This window comes from Aquabacterium soli, from assembly GCF_003933735.1.
Taxonomy (GTDB): domain Bacteria; phylum Pseudomonadota; class Gammaproteobacteria; order Burkholderiales; family Burkholderiaceae_C; genus Aquabacterium; species Aquabacterium soli.
In genome coordinates this window covers 44,877-61,743 of record NZ_RSED01000001.1, presented here as the reverse complement: position 1 = coordinate 61,743, position 16,867 = coordinate 44,877, and the positions used below count along the sequence as shown (strand labels likewise).

The window sequence follows — 16,867 nt, the reverse complement described above, 5'->3', positions numbered from 1 at the left end:
GCCCGACTCTAGGCAACCCCCAACCCCACGCCCATCGTCGGAACCGACGGAATGGCGTGCACCCGGGCCTAGGTATTGCCCGAACAGACAAGCACATTAATGCGGGCGGAGAATCCCGGCAGATCCTGGTGCACGCCGCCCGCGGTGATGCGGCACGCCCACAGAACGCAGGAACCGCCATGCCTCCCGTCTCCTCGCCCACCGCCCCCGCCGACCCGAGCGCCACGGACATGAACACGCCGATGACGCCGCCATCGCCCGCACTGGCCTCGAAACTCAACCCCCTGGGCGCCAGCGCCCTGCAGGTGCTGCGCACGGCCGCCTGCGAGCGGATCGTGCAGGCCACAGCCGCCAAGCTGGTGCTGGTGCGTGCGCCCGCCGGGTTCGGCAAGACCACGGCCATGCTGCAGGCACGCGCCGGCCTCGAAGAACAGGGCGTTGCCACCGCCTGGCTCACACTGGACCGGGCCGACAACGACGTGTCGCGCTTCCTGCTGGGGCTCAACGCCGCCGCCACCCGCCTCGCGCTGGAGCCCATGGCCCATGGCACGCCGGTGGACGTGGTCGAATCGCTGACCCGCCACAGCGGGCCCTTCGCCCTGTTCCTCGATGACTTCGAACTGATCCAGGAGCCGGCGGTGCTGGGCCTGGTGCGCGAGATCATCGACCACCTGCCGCGCCGGGGCCAGCTCGTGATCGGGTCGCGCGGGCTGCCCGACCTGGGCATGGGACGTCTGAGGGCGCGTGGTCAGCTGGTCGAGGTGGACACCGAACACCTGCGCTTCAGCCTGGAAGAGACCACGCACTTCTTCCAGCTGCGCAGCGCGCATGCCCTGCCGGCCGAATCGCTGGCACAGCTCCACAGCAAGACCGAAGGCTGGGTGGCCGCGCTGTGGCTGGCCTCGATGGCGCTGGACCGCCGTGGCACCGACAGCGATTTCATCGAGCGCTTCTCGGGATCGAACAGGGCCATCGCCGACTACCTGGCCGAGGACGTGCTGGCCCATCAGGGGCCGGAGGTGCGCGAGTTCCTCATGCGCACCAGCATCCTGCGCCAGCTCAACACCTCGGTGTGCCAGGCGCTGAACCCGCGCCTGGACAGCGCCCGCATCCTTGAACAGCTCGACAGCGCCAACCTCTTCCTCACGCCGGTCACGCCCACGGACGACACGGGGCCGCGCTGGCGCTACCACAGCCTGTTCGCCGACTTCCTGCGCAACCAGCTGGCGCGCGAGCACCCTGAAGATCTGCCGCGCCTGCACCTGGCAGCCTCGGCCTGGCATGAATCACAGGGCCAGACCGTGCCCGCCGTGGAGCATGCCATCGAGGGCGGAGACTTTCCCCACGCCCTGTCCCTGCTCGAACCGCACGCGGACGAGTTCCTGTTCAAGGGCCAGTTGCGGCTGCTGGGCCGGTGGTTCAGCGTGATCCCCGACGAGGCCCTGAGCTCCCATCCACGCCTGCAGGCCATCCGGGTCTGGGCCACCTGCTTCACGCAGGGCCCCTGGCAGGCCATGGCGCAGCTGGAGTGCATCCACCCCGATGCAGGCAGCGACCCGGCCGTCAGCGCCAATGTCAATGCGCTGCGGCCACTGCTGCTGGCGATGATGGACCGCTACGAGGATGCCTACCGCGTCGGCCATGAAAGCCTCGCCACGCTGCCCAGCGCCAGCCCCTTCGCCGACAGCGTGCTCACCAACGCCATGGCCAACGTGGTGTCCGTGATGGGGCACCACCACGAGGCGCACCGCCTGCTCGATGCGGCCCGAGCCACGCAGGGCTCGAGCCTGTTCGTGCGCATGTACACGGAGTCGATGGAAGGCCTGCTCGATCTGCAGGAGGGCCGGCTGCGCCAGGCCACGGCGCGCTTTCGGATGGCCGTGACGGGTGGCACCAGCACCTACAACCACACCAACGGACACGCCTGGGCGGGCATCTTCTATGCCTCGGTGGTGTACGAGCTCGATCAGCTCGATCAGTCGGAGCACCTGCTCAATGTGTACCTGCCGCTGGCGCGCGACGTGGGCCTGCCCGACCACATGATCCTGAGCCATGTGCTGCGCTCGCGCATCGCCTTCCAGCGCGGCGACATCGACGCCGCCTTCCACGTGCTGACCGAACTGGAGTACCTGGGGCATCACCGCCAGTTGCCGCGCGTGGTGGCCAGCGCCAAGCTCGAGCGCTCGCGCATGCTGCTGCTGCAGGGCCATGCCCAGGCATCGCGTGACGAACTGGCCCGGGCCAACGACCAGATCCTGTGGCAACGGGTGGCCCGGCAGCGCCTGCCCGCGCACGAGCTGCATGACCTGCGCCTGGCGCGCCTGCGCTGGGACATCTGCTTCGGTGATGCACAGCAGGCCATGGGCGCGCTGCAGGAAGAGATCGTCGATGCGCAGTCACGCACGCGTCATGGCCGCGTGTTCAAGCTGCGCGTGCTGCAGGCCCTGGCCCAGCAGCGAACAGGCGACATCCTCGGCGCCACCGAAACCTTGCTGGCCGTGCTGCGCCAGACCTGCCACGACGGCTTCATCCGCCTGATCCTGGACGAAGGCCCGGCCGTGGCCGTGCTGCTGCACCGTTGCCACGCCCACCTGCAATCGCGGGCACAGGCACCCGCCCATGCGCACGAGCCCACCGACCCCATCTTCGACGAGTACCTGCAGCGCCTGCTCAAGATCGTCGGCCCCGTGTCGATGGGCGATGCGGACCCGGCCGGCGCAGCCACCCAGCCGCTGGCCGAGCCGCTGACGCGCAAGGAGATCCGCGTGCTGCAGCTGCTGGCCGAGGGCTACTCCAACGGCGCCATGGCCGAGAAGCTGTTCGTCTCGGACAGCACCGTGCGCACCCACCTGCGCAACATCAACCTCAAGCTGGGCACGCACAGCCGCACGCAGGCCGTGGCCATCGCGCGCAAGCTGGCGGTCATCCGCTGATCCCGCCCGCGCGGGTCAGCGGCACGCTGGGTCGCTTCACAGCGCCCGGGCGATCACCTCTTTCATGATCTCGTTGGTGCCGCCGTAGATGCGCTGCACCCGCGCATCCGCGTACATGCGGGCGATCATGTACTCGTTCATGTAGCCGTAGCCGCCGAACAGCTGCAGGCACTCGTCGACCACGCGGCCCTGGGCCTCGGTGGCCCACAGCTTGGCCATGGAGGCCGTGGCCGTGTCCAGCGTGCCGGCCACCAGGCGCTCGACGCACTGGTCGATGAAGGCCCGGCCCACCTTGATCTGCGTGGCCACCTCGGCCAGCTTGTAGCGCGTGTTCTGGAAATCGGCCACTGGCTTGCCGAAGGCCTTGCGCTCGCGCGTGTAGGCCAGCGTGGCCTCGTAGGCGCCTTCCATGGCGGCCAGGGCCGTCACGCCGATGATCAGGCGCTCGTAGGGCAGGTCGCTCATCAGCTGGAAGAAGCCCTTGCCTTCTTCGCCGCCCAGTATGCGGTCCTCGGGCACCCACACCTCGTCGAAGAAGAGCTCCGAGGTGTCCTGCGCCTTCAGGCCGATCTTGTCGAGCACGCGGCCCACGCTGTAGCCCTTGCAATCCTGGGTCTCGACAATCAGGATGGACGTGCCGCGCGCCCCCTGCGCCGGATCGGTCTTGGCCACCACCAGCACCAGCCCGGCCAGGTAGCCGTTGGTGATGAAGGTCTTGGTGCCGGAGATCGCATAGCCCCCGTCACGCTTGTCGGCCTTGGCGCGGATGGCCTGCAGGTCCGAGCCAGTGCCGGGCTCGGTCATCGCGATGGCGCCCACCAGCTCGCCACGCGCCATGCGCGGCAGGTAGGCCTGCCGCTGCGCTTCTGTGCCGTGGTTGAGGATGTAGTGCGCCACGATGGCATGCACCGAGGTGCTGATGCCGGTGAGGGCGCGGCGTGCCAGCTCCTCGTACACGATGGCCTCGTGGCGGAAATCACCGCCGCCGCCTTCGTACTGCTCGGGGATGTCCGTGCACAGCAGGCCGTTGGCGCCGGCCTTGTGCCACAGCGCGTGGCCCACATTCCCGCGGCGGCGGGCCTCTTCATCGTGCGGCAGCACTTCGTTCTCGACGAAGCGCGCCACGTTGTCACGGAACAGATCAAGGTCGGGGTCGCTCCAGGAGCGACGGGTGTCCAGCGTCATGACGCCTCTCTGGCTGAAGTGAAGAACGGGGTCAGTTGATGGCGCGCGTGCGGCCGGCCCAGAAGGGCTCGCGCAGGATGAACTTCTGCAGCTTGCCGGCCGGCGACACCGGCAGCTCCTTGCGGAACTCGACGCTGCGCGGGCACTTGTAGCCGGCGATCAGCGCCTTGCAATGGGCGATCAGCGCGGCCTCGTCCAGCGAGGCGCCCTCGCGCAGCACCACCACGGCGTGCACGCGCTCGCCCCAGTGGTCGTCGGGCACGCCGATCACGGCCGACATCGACACCTGCGGCAGCTGCGCGATGGCGTTCTCCACCTCGGCGGTGTAGACGTTCTCGCCGCCCGTCACGATCATGTCCTTGATGCGGTCGACCACGTAGAGGTAGCCCTCTTCGTCCATGTAGCCGCCATCGCCGGTGTGCATCCAGCCATCGCGCAGGGCGGCCGCGGTCTGCTCGGGCTTGTTCCAGTAGCCCTTCATCACCATGGGCCCGCGGGCCACGATCTCGCCCACGGTGCCCGCGGGCACCTCCTGGCCGGCGGGGTCGACGATGCGCACCTCGGCGATCGGCACGGGGCGGCCGGCCGAGCGCAGGCGGCGCGCCTGGTCCGGGCCGGGCCGGTGGTCCTGCGGCAGCAGCACCGAGATGGTGGGCGCCAGCTCCGTCATGCCGTAGGCCTGGCAGAACTCGGTGTGCGGCAGGGCCTTCATGGCCTGGTCGAGCAAGGCCTCATCGATCGGGGCCGCGCCGTACAGCAGCATGCCCAGGCTGGACAGGTCGAACTCCTTGAAGCGCGGGTGGTCGACCAGGCGCTTGATCATCGTGGGCACCAGGAAGCTCTCGGTGACCTTGCGTTTTTCGATGGCTTGCAGGATCACGACCTCGTCGAACATGGGCACGACGATCTGCGTGGCCAGGCGCTGGATCAGCTGCAGCGACAGGCCGCAGCCGGCCACATGGAAGAACGGCGCGACCACCAGGCCCACCTTGTCGCCCGGGCGGGGCACAGCGGCCACGGCGCTCAGGGCATTGAGGTAGAGGTTGGTGTGCGTGAGCGTGACACCCTTGGGCTTGCCAGTGGTGCCGCCCGTGTACATCACCGCGGCCAGGTCCTCGCCTTGATGGCGACGGTCTTGCGCGGGCTGGGCCTCGGCCATCAGCTGCTCGTAGCCCAGCATGCCGGCCGGCACTTCGCCATCGTCGCAGTACACCAGGGTCTTGAGACATTGCGAGGTCTCGCGCAGCAAGGCTGCCTGCGGCGCGAAGTAGCGGTCCACCAGCAAGATGCGGGTGTCGCAGTCGTCGAGCGAATAGCCGACCTCGGCCGGGCTCCAGCGCACGTTGACGGGGTTGATCACGCCACCGCCCCACCACACGCCGTAGAGGTACTCCACGTAGCGGATGGAGTTCAGCGCCATCATGCCGACACGGTCGCCGGGCTGCATGCCCAGCTGGCGCAGCACGCCGGCCAGGCGGGCCACGCGGTCGGCCAGTTGCCGGAAGCTCAGTTCCTGGTCGCCACAGGCCACGGCCAGGGCGTTGGGGCATTCGCGCACGGCCTTGTGCAAGGCTTGGGTCAGTTGCATGGGGAGGTCTCCTTCGTTGTGTCCGGGGCCTAGCGGCCCTCGGTGGGTACTGACGACTCTGGTTGGCCGGGACCGCCGCGCCAGCGGGCCAGGCCCGCCTCGCTCAGGCCCCAGTCGCGCAGCACGTGGTCCGGCTGCTGGGGAACTCGGCGGCGCGGCGGTGTCGCGGGTGTGCGGCTGAAGCGGGGCGCGGGCGCAGGCTGCACCACGCCATCGACGGACACGAAGGTCTCGCGGGCGCGGTTGTGGGGATGGCGGGGCGCTTCGTCCCAGTCGAGCACGGGCGAGAAGCAGGCGTCGCTGCCCTCCAGGATGCGGCACCACTCGTCGCGGGTGCGGGTGCGGAACACATCGGCCATGCGCAGCTTGAGCAGCGGCCAGCGCGCGGCATCCATCTGCACGTCGAAGGCCTGGTCCTGCACGCCGCACAGCTCCAGCAACTGGGCGTAGAAGCGCGGCTCGATCGCCCCGATGGCCACGTACTTGCCGTCGGCACAGGCGTAGGTGTCGTAGAAGTGCGCGCCGCCATCGAGCAGATTGGCGCCACGCTGGTTGCTCCACTGGCCCGCGGCCTTGAAGCCGTACAGGGCCGAGGACATCAGGGCCGCGCCGTCGACACAGGCGGCATCCACGACCTGCCCATGGCCCGAGCGCTGCGCCTCGTACAGCGCGGCCAGCACGCCGAAGGTCAGCAGCATGCCGCCCCCTCCGGCATCGCCCAGCACATTCAAGGGCGGCGCCGGGGTGTCGCTGTCGCGGCCCATGGCGTGCAGGGCGCCGCTGATGGCGATGTGGTTGATGTCATTGCCGGCGGTGTGCGCCAGCGGGCCGTACTGGCCCCAGCCCGTGACACGGGCATAGACCAGGCGGGGGTTGCGGGCCAGGCACACCTCGGGCGGCAGGCCCCAGCCTTCCATCACGCCAGGCCGGTGTCCTTCGATCAGCACATCCGCCGATTCGACCAGGTGCAGGAAGGTGTCCACCGCCTCGGGCCGCGCCAGGTCCAGCGGCAGGGTCTGGCGCCCGCGGGTCGTCACGTCGCGCGGGTCGTCCTGCGTGGGAGCACCTGCTCCCGCGATGCGCAACACGGCGGCACCCATGTCCGCCAGCATCATCGCGCCGAAGGGGGTGGGGCCGGCGCCGGCCATCTCTATCACCTTCAGCCCTGTCAAGGGACCCGACATCAAGTGCCTCCTGCAAGCCAGCAACCCTGGCCGAGGGCCGCATGGTGGCTCAAGCACGGCCAACAAGCCATCGTCAGAACCGACGAGGCGCACCCGGAAACGGGGTCCATCGCACGCGCAATGGCCGCCCCAAAAATCGTCAGATCTGACGAGAGCTGGCGCAGGAGCCAAGCCCTACTGTTCGACCCTGCGCCACCGACCTCGGCCGGTATTTGCCCGCGGCGGCGCACAAGGTCCCCTCGCTGAGACAGCGATCCCCACCAGGTGATCCAGGAGAACACACCGTGAACACATCCCCCAGGCGGGCCGTCCAGCCCGCCGCCGCCCTTGCGTTCCTGACGCTGGCAGGCCATGCCCTGGCCGCCGACCTCCCCTTGCTCGACATGCAGGACATCCGCGCGCCCTGGGCCGCGGCCTGCGAAGGCAAGCCCGATGCGACACCCTTGCCGGTGGACCCGCGCATGCTGGTCAAGGAAGGTGTCAACAAGCCGGGCACGGCCATCCAGTTCAACGCCTTCTACGTGGATCTGCACAACCCGCCCGAGCCCTACGTGGCCAAGCTGCCAGCGCGGCCGCAGACCTGCGGCCAGTACCGTGCAGCCGCGTACCGCGGCTACAAGTACATCACCGGCAAACAGTATTTCCAGCCCTTCAGCACGGCCACCGGCTATGCCAACCTGTGGAAGGTGTGGGGGCTCAAGAGCCGCCCCGCGGATTTCGATGAACAGGTGATCAAGCGCTACGGCTACACCTCTGCCGAATACCGCAACCCCTACCCGCTGCCGGGCGAGGACCCCAACAAGACCAATGGCGGCAGCGGCCAGCTGCCCCTGGGCTTCATGCAGGACAAGGGCAAGGACGGCAAGTGGAACGGCCTGGTGGGCGTGACGTGCTCGGCCTGCCACGACTCGCGCGTCGGCAACCCCGGCGAGCGTCCCTTCGCCTGGGGCCGCTCCAACGATGCCAACGACGCGGGCGTGACCCAGTCGGACATCTTCCGCGCCAACGGCGTCACAGCCGTGCTGCAGCTGGCGCCCATCCCCTGGAGCGTGGGCCGCGGCACCACCGATGCCATCGGCATCGTGGACGCCCTGCCCGCCATCTGGGACATGGACTCCATCCTGCTGTCGCCCAGCCTGATGGAGTGGTTCCCGAGCCATGCGGCCGGCATGTCCAAGGCGCCGCACTGGTGGCACCGGGCCTGGAAGCCCCGCCAGTTCTGGGACGGCGCACTCACGTCCGACAACGTGCGATCGGAGATGGCCTTCGCGGTGGCCAACGTGATGCGCAGCGCCGCCGAGCGCCGCGCCATCTACTACGAGTTCGAAGACATCAACATCTGGCTGATCTCGCTGTCGCCCCCCAAGTGGGACCAGGGCCCCATCGACACGCCGCTGGCCGAGAAGGGCGCCGTGATCTTCCACGAGCGCGACCTGTGGGCCAACGGCGCCAATGCGGGCATCCCCAAGCAGCCCGGCAATGGCTCGTGCGCCAGCTGCCACGGCGTCTACTCGCCACGCCACGCGGCCAACCCGAGCTTCCTGCCCGACCCGCGCCTCAAGGGCGTGGCCGGCGTCATCACGCCGTACGAAACCATCCTGACCGACGACAAGCGCGTCGGCCTGATGCAGGACGAGCGCAAGCGCCGCGCCTGGCAGACCTCCTGGTTCGCCTACAACGAGCTCAACCCGAAGTGGAAAGGCTGGAACGACAACCAGCTGATCAGCCAGCTGCGCCGCATTCCCCGCCGCACCTATGACCTGGGCTACGGCGCGCCACCCACCTACTCGCCCACAGGCCCCAACGAATGGCTCAAGCCCTTCGGCTACGTGGCACCGCCGCTGTACGGCGCATGGCAGGGTGCCCCGTACTTCCACAACGGCAGCGTGCCCACGCTGTGGGATGTGCTCCAGCCCTCGTCGGCACGGCCCAAGATCTGGCAGCGCCAGTACACGGCCCCCGGCATCGGCGGCAAGAACCAGGGCTACGACGCCAGCCTCGCTTCGTACGACTTCAAGAAGCTGGGGTGGAAGGTCAAGGACCTGCCGTGCAACAACAGCCAGGCCACCGCATCGCCCTACCTGCCCTGCTCCAACGGCATGGCGACCATCGACCAGCTGTTCGCCGGCATCGCCAACGCGGTGGGTGCGAACAACTCGCTGGCCTACCAGTCGCCCCCGCCGGTCACGGACAAGCAGATCCAGTCGCGCATGGTGTTCAACAGCCACCTGTACGGCCAGGGCAATGGCGGCCACGACTTCGTGCAGTCGCTGACCGACGAAGAGCGCTGGGCCCTCCTGGAGTACCTCAAGACCCTGTGAGGCACCCACCCACCTGAGCCCCCGGCCGGGGAAGGAGCTTGCGCTTCTTCCCCGGCCGCAGGCGCAACGGCAACGCCCGAGTCATCCACCTCTTCAAGCCCATGTCCCCACCATGACCTCTCCCTCCACCAGCCCAGACTCTCCAGGATCCCGCCCGTCCTTGCGACTGCTGGCGGGCATGATCACGTTCGTCGCCGTCACCAGCGGTGCCGGCATCGCCCTGCTGGGCCACCCGTCGGGCGCCGTGGCCAATGGCACGGGGGACAAGGCCCAGGCGCCGGAGACGGTTGCGGCAGGCAACGGCATGGGCGAAGAAGCCGCACAGCCGCTCGCCGCACCGGCCGAGAACACCGCAGCATCCCCCGCTGCTGTGCCGGGCGCATCCGCCGCGCTGCAACCGCCCCCCGACCCCGCCGTCATGGTGGCCCGTCTGGCCGCACGGCTGGAGAAGGAGCCCGACGATGCCGAAGGCTGGGACCGGCTGGCCCGCGCCTACACCGTGCTCGACCAGCCCGCCGACACCGTCAAGGCCTACCGCCAGGTGGTGCGGCTCAAGCCCGACGATTCACAGGCCCTGTCCGACCTGGGCCGGGCCATCGGCTACGCCAACGGCCGCAAGCTCAATGAGGAGGCCGAGTCCTTGCTCAACAGGGCCATCCAGAAGGACGAAGGCAACGTCATGGCGCATGCCCTGCTGGGCAAGACCGAGCTGGAACGGGGCCAGCCCCTCAAGGCGCGCCAGCACTGGGAAGCCGCGTTGGCCCACCTCGATCCCAAGCACCCGTTCGCGGACCAGCTGCGCAACGCCATCCAGATGACGGAGCCGCAGGCCTCACCGCCCGCACAGCCTGCAACGACCGCCTCGCCCAAGGTGCCCGCCGCCTCCACCGGCACGCCTTCCGGCCCCCCTCCCACCACCACCGCCTCGCCGCAACGCCCATGAGCACTGCCACCCACACCATGACCATCGACGGCAAGGCCGTCACCGCCGCCGCCACGATCAACGCGGTCAACCCCGCCACCGAGCAGGTGGTCGGCACGGCGCCCGACTGCTCGCGCGAACAGCTCGACCAGGCCGTGGCCGCCGCCCGCCATGCCTTCAGCGCGTGGTCGGCCACGCCCTTGAACGAGCGCCGGGCCGTGCTGGGCCGCATGGCCGGCGTCCTGGCGGCCAACGCCGCCACGCTGGGCGAACTGCTGTCGCAAGAGCAGGGCAAGCCCCTGGCCAAGGCGCAGGAAGAGGTGCTGATCTCTGCTCACTGGTGCGCCGAGGTGGCCAAGCTGCCGCTGGAGCCCGACACCCTGGCCGACACGCCCGACTCGCTGGTGCAGGTGCACCGCGTGCCCATCGGCGTGGTGGGCGCCATCGTGCCCTGGAACTTTCCCGTGGCGCTGGCCTTCTTCAAGATCGCGCCGGCCCTGCTGGCGGGCAACACCATGGTGCTCAAGCCCTCGCCGTTGACACCGCTCACGGCGCTGAAGTTCGGCGAGCTGCTGCGCGATGCCCTGCCGCCCGGTGTGTTCAACGTGGTCAGCGGCGGCGATGCCCTGGGCCCCTGGATGACGGCCCACCCCGGCATCGACAAGATCAGCTTCACAGGCTCGACCGCCACCGGCCGCAAGGTGATGGAAAGCGGCGCGGCCACGCTCAAGCGGCTGACGCTGGAGCTGGGCGGCAACGACGCGGCCATCGTGCTGCCCGATGTCGACGTCAACGCCGTGGCACCGCTGATCTTCTGGGGCGCCTTCGCCAACAGCGCGCAGTTCTGCCTGGCCATCAAGCGCCTGTACATCCACGACGCCGTCTACGACAGGCTCTCGCAGGCGCTGGCCAAACTGGCCGGCAGCGTGAAGCTGGGCGCGGCCACCGAGGCCGGCGTGGAGCTGGGCCCCGTGCAGAACAAGGCGCAGTTCGAGCGGCTCAAGGGCCTGCTGGCCGATTGCAAGGCGCAGGGCCTGCGCCTCCTGGCGGGTGGCGAGGTGGCCCAGCAGCCAGGCTACTTCTTCCCCGTCACGCTGGTGGACAACCCGCCCGAATCCAGCCGCATCGTGCAGGAAGAGCCCTTCGGCCCGATCCTGCCGCTGCTGCGCTTCACCGACATCGACGATGCCGTCGCGCGCGCCAACGCCTCGCCCTACGGGCTGGGGGCCTCGGTGTGGACGGCCGACGAGGCCCAGGGCCTGGCCATCGGCCGGCGCCTGCAGGCGGGTACGGTGTGGGTCAACGAGATCCACACCATCTCGCCGATCAAGCCCATGGCCGGGCACAAGCAGTCGGGCCTGGGTGTGGAACAGGGTGAGGATGGCCTGCTGGAGTACACGCTGCCGCAGACCGTCTCGCTCAAGCGCGGCGGGCAGGCATCGGGAGCCGGCGCATGAGTTCGGCCACCACGACCACCGACGCCGGCACAGCGGCACCGGCCGCCGCTCCGCAGAAGACGGCCGCCCTGCTCAGCGGCGGCTGCCTGTGCGGCCAGGTGCGCTACACCGCGCAGACCGGCCGTGCTGCGGCCATGGTGTGCCACTGCCGCGATTGCCAGAAGCAATCGGGCTCGGCCTTCTCGGTGCTGTTCGCGTTGCCCGCCGTCGACCTGGCCCTGCAGGGCGAGCTGCGCACCTACGTGGGCACGGCCGACAGCGGCAACACGGTGCACCGCCGCTTCTGCCCCGAGTGCGGCTCGCCGGTGACCACCGAGCTGCCGGCCCGCCCGGGCCTGGTGGTGGTCAAGGCCGGCACGCTGGACGACCCCACCTGGCTGCGCCCGCGCATGCACCTGTGGTGCGACAGCGCGCAGCCGTGGGTGGCCCTGCCCGCCGACCTGCCGTGTCTGTCCACCCAGCCACCGAGCGGCGGCTGAACGCCCATGAGCCTGCAGTCCCGACAATTGGCCCTGGCCCGCGGCAACCATTGGCTGTTCGATGGCCTGGACATCGATGTGGCGCCCGGTCAGGCGCTGCACGTGACCGGCCGCAATGGCAGCGGCAAGACCAGTCTGCTGCGCGTGCTGTGCGGCCTGGTGCCGCCCAGGGACGGCGAACTGCGCTGGCAAGGCCGCCCTTATGCGGACCAGCGCGACACCCTTCGCCAGACACTGGTCTACATCGGCCACAGCAGTGGCTTGAAGGATGACCTCACCGCGGGCGAGAACCTGCGCATCGCCTCGGCCCTGTCCGGCCACGGCTGCTCGCCCGAAGCCGCCGCCCACGCCCTTGGACGGTTGGGCCTGGCCGACCACCTGGACGTGCCGGCTCGAACACTCTCACAGGGGCAGAAGCGCCGCGCCGCGCTGGCCCGTTTGGCCTTGCCCCTGGCCCCCCGGTTGATCGTGCTGGACGAACCCTTCAATGCGCTGGACGCGGAATCCGCCGCATCGCTGATCGAGCTGCTGAACGCGCACCTGGCCTCGGGCGCCATCCTGGTCTACACCACCCACCAGGCCACGCCCTCGCTGAGCGCCCATGTGCATGAACTGCGTCTGGGGCAGCCCCATGAAGCCGAGACCTGCTGATGCTGCGCACCTTCAGGGTGACCCTGTGGCGCGACCTGCTGCTGGCCCGGCGGCGCCGCGCCGAAGTGCTCACGCCGCTGTTCTTCTTCATGATGGCGGCCTCGCTGTTCCCGCTGGGCATCGGCCCGGAAGGCGCGCTGCTGCGCACCCTGGCACCGGGCATCCTGTGGGTCACGGGCCTGCTGGCCAGCCTGATGTCACTGGGCCGGCTGTTCGAGCAGGACTGGGCCGACGGCACGCTGGAGCAGATGCTGCTGTCGCCCGACCCGCTCGCAGTGATCGTGGCCGCCAAGGTCCTGGCGCACTGGCTGCTTTCAGGGCTGCCCCTGGTGCTGCTGTCGCCGGTGCTGGCCCTGCAGTTCGGCCTGCCGGCCGAAGCGGTGGGCGCGCTCGCCCTGAGCCTGGCATTGGGCACGCCGGTGCTCAGCCTGGTCGGCGCCATCGGGGCGGCCCTGACGCTGGGGCTGCGCGGCTCGGGCGTGCTGGTGGCCCTGCTGGTACTGCCGCTGTGCATGCCGGTGCTGATCTTCGGGGCGGGTGTGGTGGACGCGTGGTCTGCCCCCCAAGGCCCGTCGGCCCACCTGTCGCTGCTGGCCGGCCTGCTGATGGGCGCGGCGGCCCTGTGCCCCTGGGCGGTGGCCGCCGCCTTGCGCCTGGCGGCTGAATGACCTCGCCGCGATCCAAGGAGACAAGACCCCATGACCACACCCCACACCACCGTCAGCCCCTCGCCGGGGCGACCGCCCCGCCTGGCACTGCAGTGGGCCCTGCAGTTCGCAGCGCCCCAGCGCTTCTACCCGATCGCGGGGCAACTGGCCGCCGGCTTCATGGTGCTGGCCGTGGCCTTCACCGTGCTGGGCCTGTGGATCGGGCTGTTCGTGGCCCCCACCGACCACCAGCAGGGCGAGGCCTACCGCATCATCTTCGTGCATGTGCCCGCGGCCTGGCTGTCCATGCTGATCTACCTGCTGATGGCCTTCTGGGCCGCGGTGGGCTGGATCTTCAACACCCGGCTGTCGTCGCTGATGGCACGAGCGCTGGCGCCCAGCGGTGCGCTGTTCACCTTCCTGGCGCTGTGGACGGGCGCCCTGTGGGGCCGGCCCACCTGGGGCACCTGGTGGGTCTGGGATGCGCGGCTGACCTCCGAGCTGATCCTGCTGTTCCTCTACATCGGCTTCATGGCGCTGCAGGCCGCCACCGACGACCAGCGCCGTGGCGACCGGGCCGGTGCGCTGCTGGCCCTGGTCGGCGTGGTCAACATCCCCATCATCTACTTCTCGGTGCAGTGGTGGAACACCCTGCACCAAGGCGCCACCATCCGGCTCACCGAGGCGCCCTCCATGGCCGACACCATGCTGCTGGGCCTGGTGCTGTGCACGGCCGGCCTGTGGGCCTACGCCATCGCCGCCACCCTGCGGCGTCTGCGCTGCCTGGTGCTCGAGCGAGAGCAATCCACGCTGTGGGTGGCCCGGCTGCCGGAGGTGGCGCGATGACCGCGATGAACTGGAACAGCTGGCGGGACTTGATCGCCATGGGTGGCCACGGCCTGTACGTGTGGGGATCGCTGGGCATGGTGCTGGCCGTGATCGCGGCCGAGCAGATCGCCCTGGCCGCGCGCCGCCGCGCGGCCATCCGGGCCATCCAGGCACGCCACCCGGACCGGCGCCAACACGGCGCGACCGCGACGAAGGAGACGGCATGACCAGCCCCCGGCGCAAGCGACTGGCCCTGGTGCTGCTGAGCCTGCTGGGCATGGGCGCCTCGGCCGCCCTGGTGCTGTCGGCCTTCGAGAAGAACCTGGTGTTCTTCTTCACGCCTGCCCAGGTCCTGTCGGGCGAGGCGCCTGCCGGGCAGCGCCTGCGTGTCGGCGGGTTGGTGCAGGCCGGCAGCGTGCAGCGCCATGCCGACGGCCTGAGCGTCAGCTTCGTCATCACCGACACGGTGCAGCAGGTGCCCGTGCGCTACAAGGGCCTGCTGCCCGACCTGTTCAAGGAAGGCAAGGGCGTGGTGGCCCAGGGCCGGCTGGGCCAGGACCGGGTCTTCATGGCCGACGAGGTACTGGCCAAGCACGACGAGAACTACATGCCGCCCGAAGCCGGTGAAGCACTGAAGCAGGCCGCCAACCAGCGCAAGGATCCCAAGGAGGCCACCCGATGACCGCGCAGCTCGGACAGATCGCCCTGGTGCTGGCCTGGAGCCTGTCCATCTTGCTGGGCCTGCTGCCGCTGTGGGGCGCCGCGCGCGGCCTGCCCAGCTGGATGGCCCTGGCCCGCCCACTGGCCATCGCCGTGTGTGCGCTGGTGGCCGTGGCCTTCGGCTGCCTGGTGGCGTCCTTCGTCGCGATGGATTTCAGCCTGGCCTATGTGGCGCGCAACGCCAACTCGCTGCTGCCGCTGCACTACCGCATCGCGGCCACCTGGGGCGGCCATGAAGGCTCGCTGCTGCTGTGGCAGCTGATGCTCAATGCCTGGACCCTGGCCGTGGCCCTGCTGAGCCGGGAGGTGCCCCCGCCCACGCGCGCCCGGGTGCTCGGCGTGCTGGGGCTGATCAGCATGGGCTTCCTGAGCTTCATGCTCTTCACCTCCGACCCGTTCCGGCCGGTGTGGCCCGTGCCGGCCGATGGCGCCGACCTGAACCCCCTGCTGCAGGACGCGGGCATGATCTTCCACCCGCCGCTGCTGTACATGGGCTATGTGGGCCTGTCGGTGGCCTTCGCCTTCGCCATCGCGGCCCTGCTCGATGGCACGCCCGATCCACAGTGGGCACGCCACGCCCGCCCCTGGACACTGACCGCCTGGGCCTGCCTGACGCTGGGCATCCTGCTGGGCAGCTTCTGGGCCTACTACGAGCTGGGCTGGGGCGGCTGGTGGTTCTGGGATGCGGTGGAGAACGCGTCCTTCATGCCCTGGCTGGTGGGCACCGCGCTGCTGCACTCGCTGGTGGTGACGCACAAGCGCCAGGCCTTTCGCAGCTGGACGGTGCTGCTGGCCATCCTGGCGTTCTCGCTCGCGCTGCTGGGCACCTTCCTCGTGCGCTCGGGCGTGCTGACCTCGGTGCATGCCTTTGCGTCGGATCCGGCGCGGGGCCGCTTCATCCTGGTGATGCTGTCGCTGGTGATCGGCGGCTCGCTGGGCCTGTACGCCTGGCGCGCGCCGAAGTGGTCCAGCGGTCCGGCTTTCGGCTGGTTCTCGCGCGAGGCCTTCCTGGTGCTCAACAACCTGTTCCTGCTGGTGGCCGCCGGCACCGTGCTGCTGGGCACGCTCTACCCGCTGGCCGTGGACGCGCTGGACATGGGCCGCATCTCCGTGGGCCCGCCCTACTTCGAGGCGGTGTTCGTGCCGCTGATGCTGCCGGTGCTGCTGCTCATGCCCATCGCCCCCTGGCTGGCCTGGCGCCAGGCCGATCCGGTGCGCGCCTGGCGCGCGCTGAGGGGCGCGGCCCTGGCGTCGGTGGTGCTGGCCGCCGGGCTGCTGGCCAGCCGGCTGGGCTCGGCCACCATGGCGCTGGGCGTGATGCTGGGCAGCTGGATCCTGCTGGCCACCGTGGGCCATGCCGTGTCGCGACTCAAAGACCCACAGGGATGGACCACCGGCCTGCGTCAGCAACCACCCGCCTACTGGGGCATGGTGATGGCCCATGCGGGCATCGGCGTGTTCGTGCTGGGCGTCACCTTGCTCAAGGGCCTGGAGCACTCGCAGGACCAGAGCCTGCGCGTCGGCGAGGCGGTGGAGGTGAGCGGCTACCGCTTCGCCTTCCAGGCCGTCGACGAGGTCAACGGCCCCAACTACCTGGCGGCGCGCGCCACCTTCGAGGTCACGCAGGACGGTATGCCCGTGGCCACGCTGCATCCCGAGCGGCGCCTGTACACCGTGCAGCGCACCCCGATGACGGAGGCCGCGATCGACCGGAGCCCGCTGCGCGACCTGTATGTCTCGCTGGGCGGCACCACGGACGAAGGCCGCTGGGGCGTGCGTCTGCAGGTCAAGCCCTTCATGGGCTGGATCTGGGCCGGCTGCCTGCTGATGGGGGCGGGTGGCCTGGTCTCGGCCTGCGACCGCCGACGCCGGCGTGCCCAGCCCACGACGGCCCACGCGCTCTTGCCCAGCGACGCTCCGGCCTCGCCGGCCCCTCACACCGCCTGACCCAC

Annotated in this window: 14 protein-coding genes; 11 read left to right on the top strand and 3 right to left on the bottom strand. The window is 69.9% G+C overall.

Annotated features, from left to right (window positions below; all coding sequences use genetic code 11):
• Window positions 1-242 precede the first annotated feature (242 nt).
• Window positions 243-2,933 (top strand): winged helix-turn-helix domain-containing protein, encoded by a 2,691-nt coding sequence (locus EIP75_RS00285; protein ID WP_420797134.1) that lies wholly within the window; start codon window positions 243-245, stop codon window positions 2,931-2,933.
• A 36-nt stretch (window positions 2,934-2,969) separates the two neighbouring features.
• On the opposite strand, the gene EIP75_RS00280 is transcribed toward EIP75_RS00285, so the two are convergent.
• Genes EIP75_RS00280 through EIP75_RS00270 form a run of 3 tightly spaced genes read right to left on the bottom strand, consistent with a single transcriptional unit; the run spans window position 2,970 to window position 6,890 of the window.
• A complete protein-coding gene (locus tag EIP75_RS00280) occupies window positions 2,970-4,118 on the bottom strand; it encodes an acyl-CoA dehydrogenase family protein (RefSeq protein ID WP_125241222.1) in 1,149 nt (382 codons plus the stop codon).
• A 31-nt stretch (window positions 4,119-4,149) separates the two neighbouring features.
• On the bottom strand, window positions 4,150-5,706 hold the full coding sequence (locus EIP75_RS00275; protein WP_125241221.1) for an acyl-CoA synthetase: 1,557 nt from the start codon (window positions 5,704-5,706) through the stop codon (window positions 4,150-4,152).
• A gap of 29 nt (window positions 5,707-5,735) precedes the next feature.
• On the bottom strand, window positions 5,736-6,890 hold the full coding sequence (locus EIP75_RS00270; protein WP_125241220.1) for a CaiB/BaiF CoA transferase family protein: 1,155 nt from the start codon (window positions 6,888-6,890) through the stop codon (window positions 5,736-5,738).
• A 284-nt stretch (window positions 6,891-7,174) separates the two neighbouring features.
• On the opposite strand from EIP75_RS00270, the gene roxA reads away from it, so the two are divergent.
• The 10 genes from roxA to EIP75_RS00220 all read left to right on the top strand — a co-directional run bounded on the left by roxA (window position 7,175) and on the right by EIP75_RS00220 (window position 16,862).
• On the top strand, window positions 7,175-9,211 hold the full coding sequence (gene roxA, locus EIP75_RS00265; protein WP_199758450.1) for a rubber dioxygenase RoxA: 2,037 nt from the start codon (window positions 7,175-7,177) through the stop codon (window positions 9,209-9,211).
• A gap of 178 nt (window positions 9,212-9,389) precedes the next feature.
• Entirely contained in the window at window positions 9,390-10,154 is a 765-nt protein-coding gene (locus tag EIP75_RS00260; RefSeq protein ID WP_125241219.1) for a tetratricopeptide repeat protein, read from the top strand.
• On the top strand, window positions 10,151-11,590 hold the full coding sequence (locus EIP75_RS00255) for an aldehyde dehydrogenase family protein (RefSeq protein WP_199758449.1): 1,440 nt from the start codon (window positions 10,151-10,153) through the stop codon (window positions 11,588-11,590). Before EIP75_RS00260 ends, EIP75_RS00255 begins: the two co-directional genes overlap by 4 nt.
• The gene (locus EIP75_RS00250) at window positions 11,587-12,069 is read left to right on the top strand and encodes a GFA family protein (RefSeq protein WP_125241218.1); all 483 of its coding nucleotides are present in this window, start codon (window positions 11,587-11,589) and stop codon (window positions 12,067-12,069) included. The genes EIP75_RS00255 and EIP75_RS00250 overlap by 4 nt, the downstream gene beginning before the upstream one ends.
• Before the next feature lie 6 nt (window positions 12,070-12,075).
• Window positions 12,076-12,720, top strand: a complete 645-nt coding sequence (gene ccmA, locus EIP75_RS00245; RefSeq protein WP_125241217.1) for a cytochrome c biogenesis heme-transporting ATPase CcmA — start codon at window positions 12,076-12,078, stop codon at window positions 12,718-12,720.
• Window positions 12,720-13,388 (top strand): heme exporter protein CcmB, encoded by a 669-nt coding sequence (ccmB, locus tag EIP75_RS00240; RefSeq protein WP_125241216.1) that lies wholly within the window; start codon window positions 12,720-12,722, stop codon window positions 13,386-13,388. Before ccmA ends, ccmB begins: the two co-directional genes overlap by 1 nt.
• 30 nt (window positions 13,389-13,418) lie before the next feature.
• A complete protein-coding gene (ccmC, locus tag EIP75_RS00235; RefSeq protein ID WP_125241215.1) occupies window positions 13,419-14,213 on the top strand; it encodes a heme ABC transporter permease CcmC in 795 nt (264 codons plus the stop codon).
• Window positions 14,210-14,422: a heme exporter protein CcmD gene (gene ccmD, locus EIP75_RS00230; protein ID WP_233584600.1), complete on the top strand. Its 213-nt coding sequence runs from the start codon at window positions 14,210-14,212 to the stop codon at window positions 14,420-14,422. Before ccmC ends, ccmD begins: the two co-directional genes overlap by 4 nt.
• The gene (gene ccmE / locus EIP75_RS00225; protein ID WP_125241214.1) at window positions 14,419-14,877 is read left to right on the top strand and encodes a cytochrome c maturation protein CcmE; all 459 of its coding nucleotides are present in this window, start codon (window positions 14,419-14,421) and stop codon (window positions 14,875-14,877) included. Before ccmD ends, ccmE begins: the two co-directional genes overlap by 4 nt.
• On the top strand, window positions 14,874-16,862 hold the full coding sequence (locus tag EIP75_RS00220) for a heme lyase CcmF/NrfE family subunit (protein ID WP_125241213.1): 1,989 nt from the start codon (window positions 14,874-14,876) through the stop codon (window positions 16,860-16,862). The genes ccmE and EIP75_RS00220 overlap by 4 nt, the downstream gene beginning before the upstream one ends.
• Window positions 16,863-16,867 lie beyond the last annotated feature (5 nt).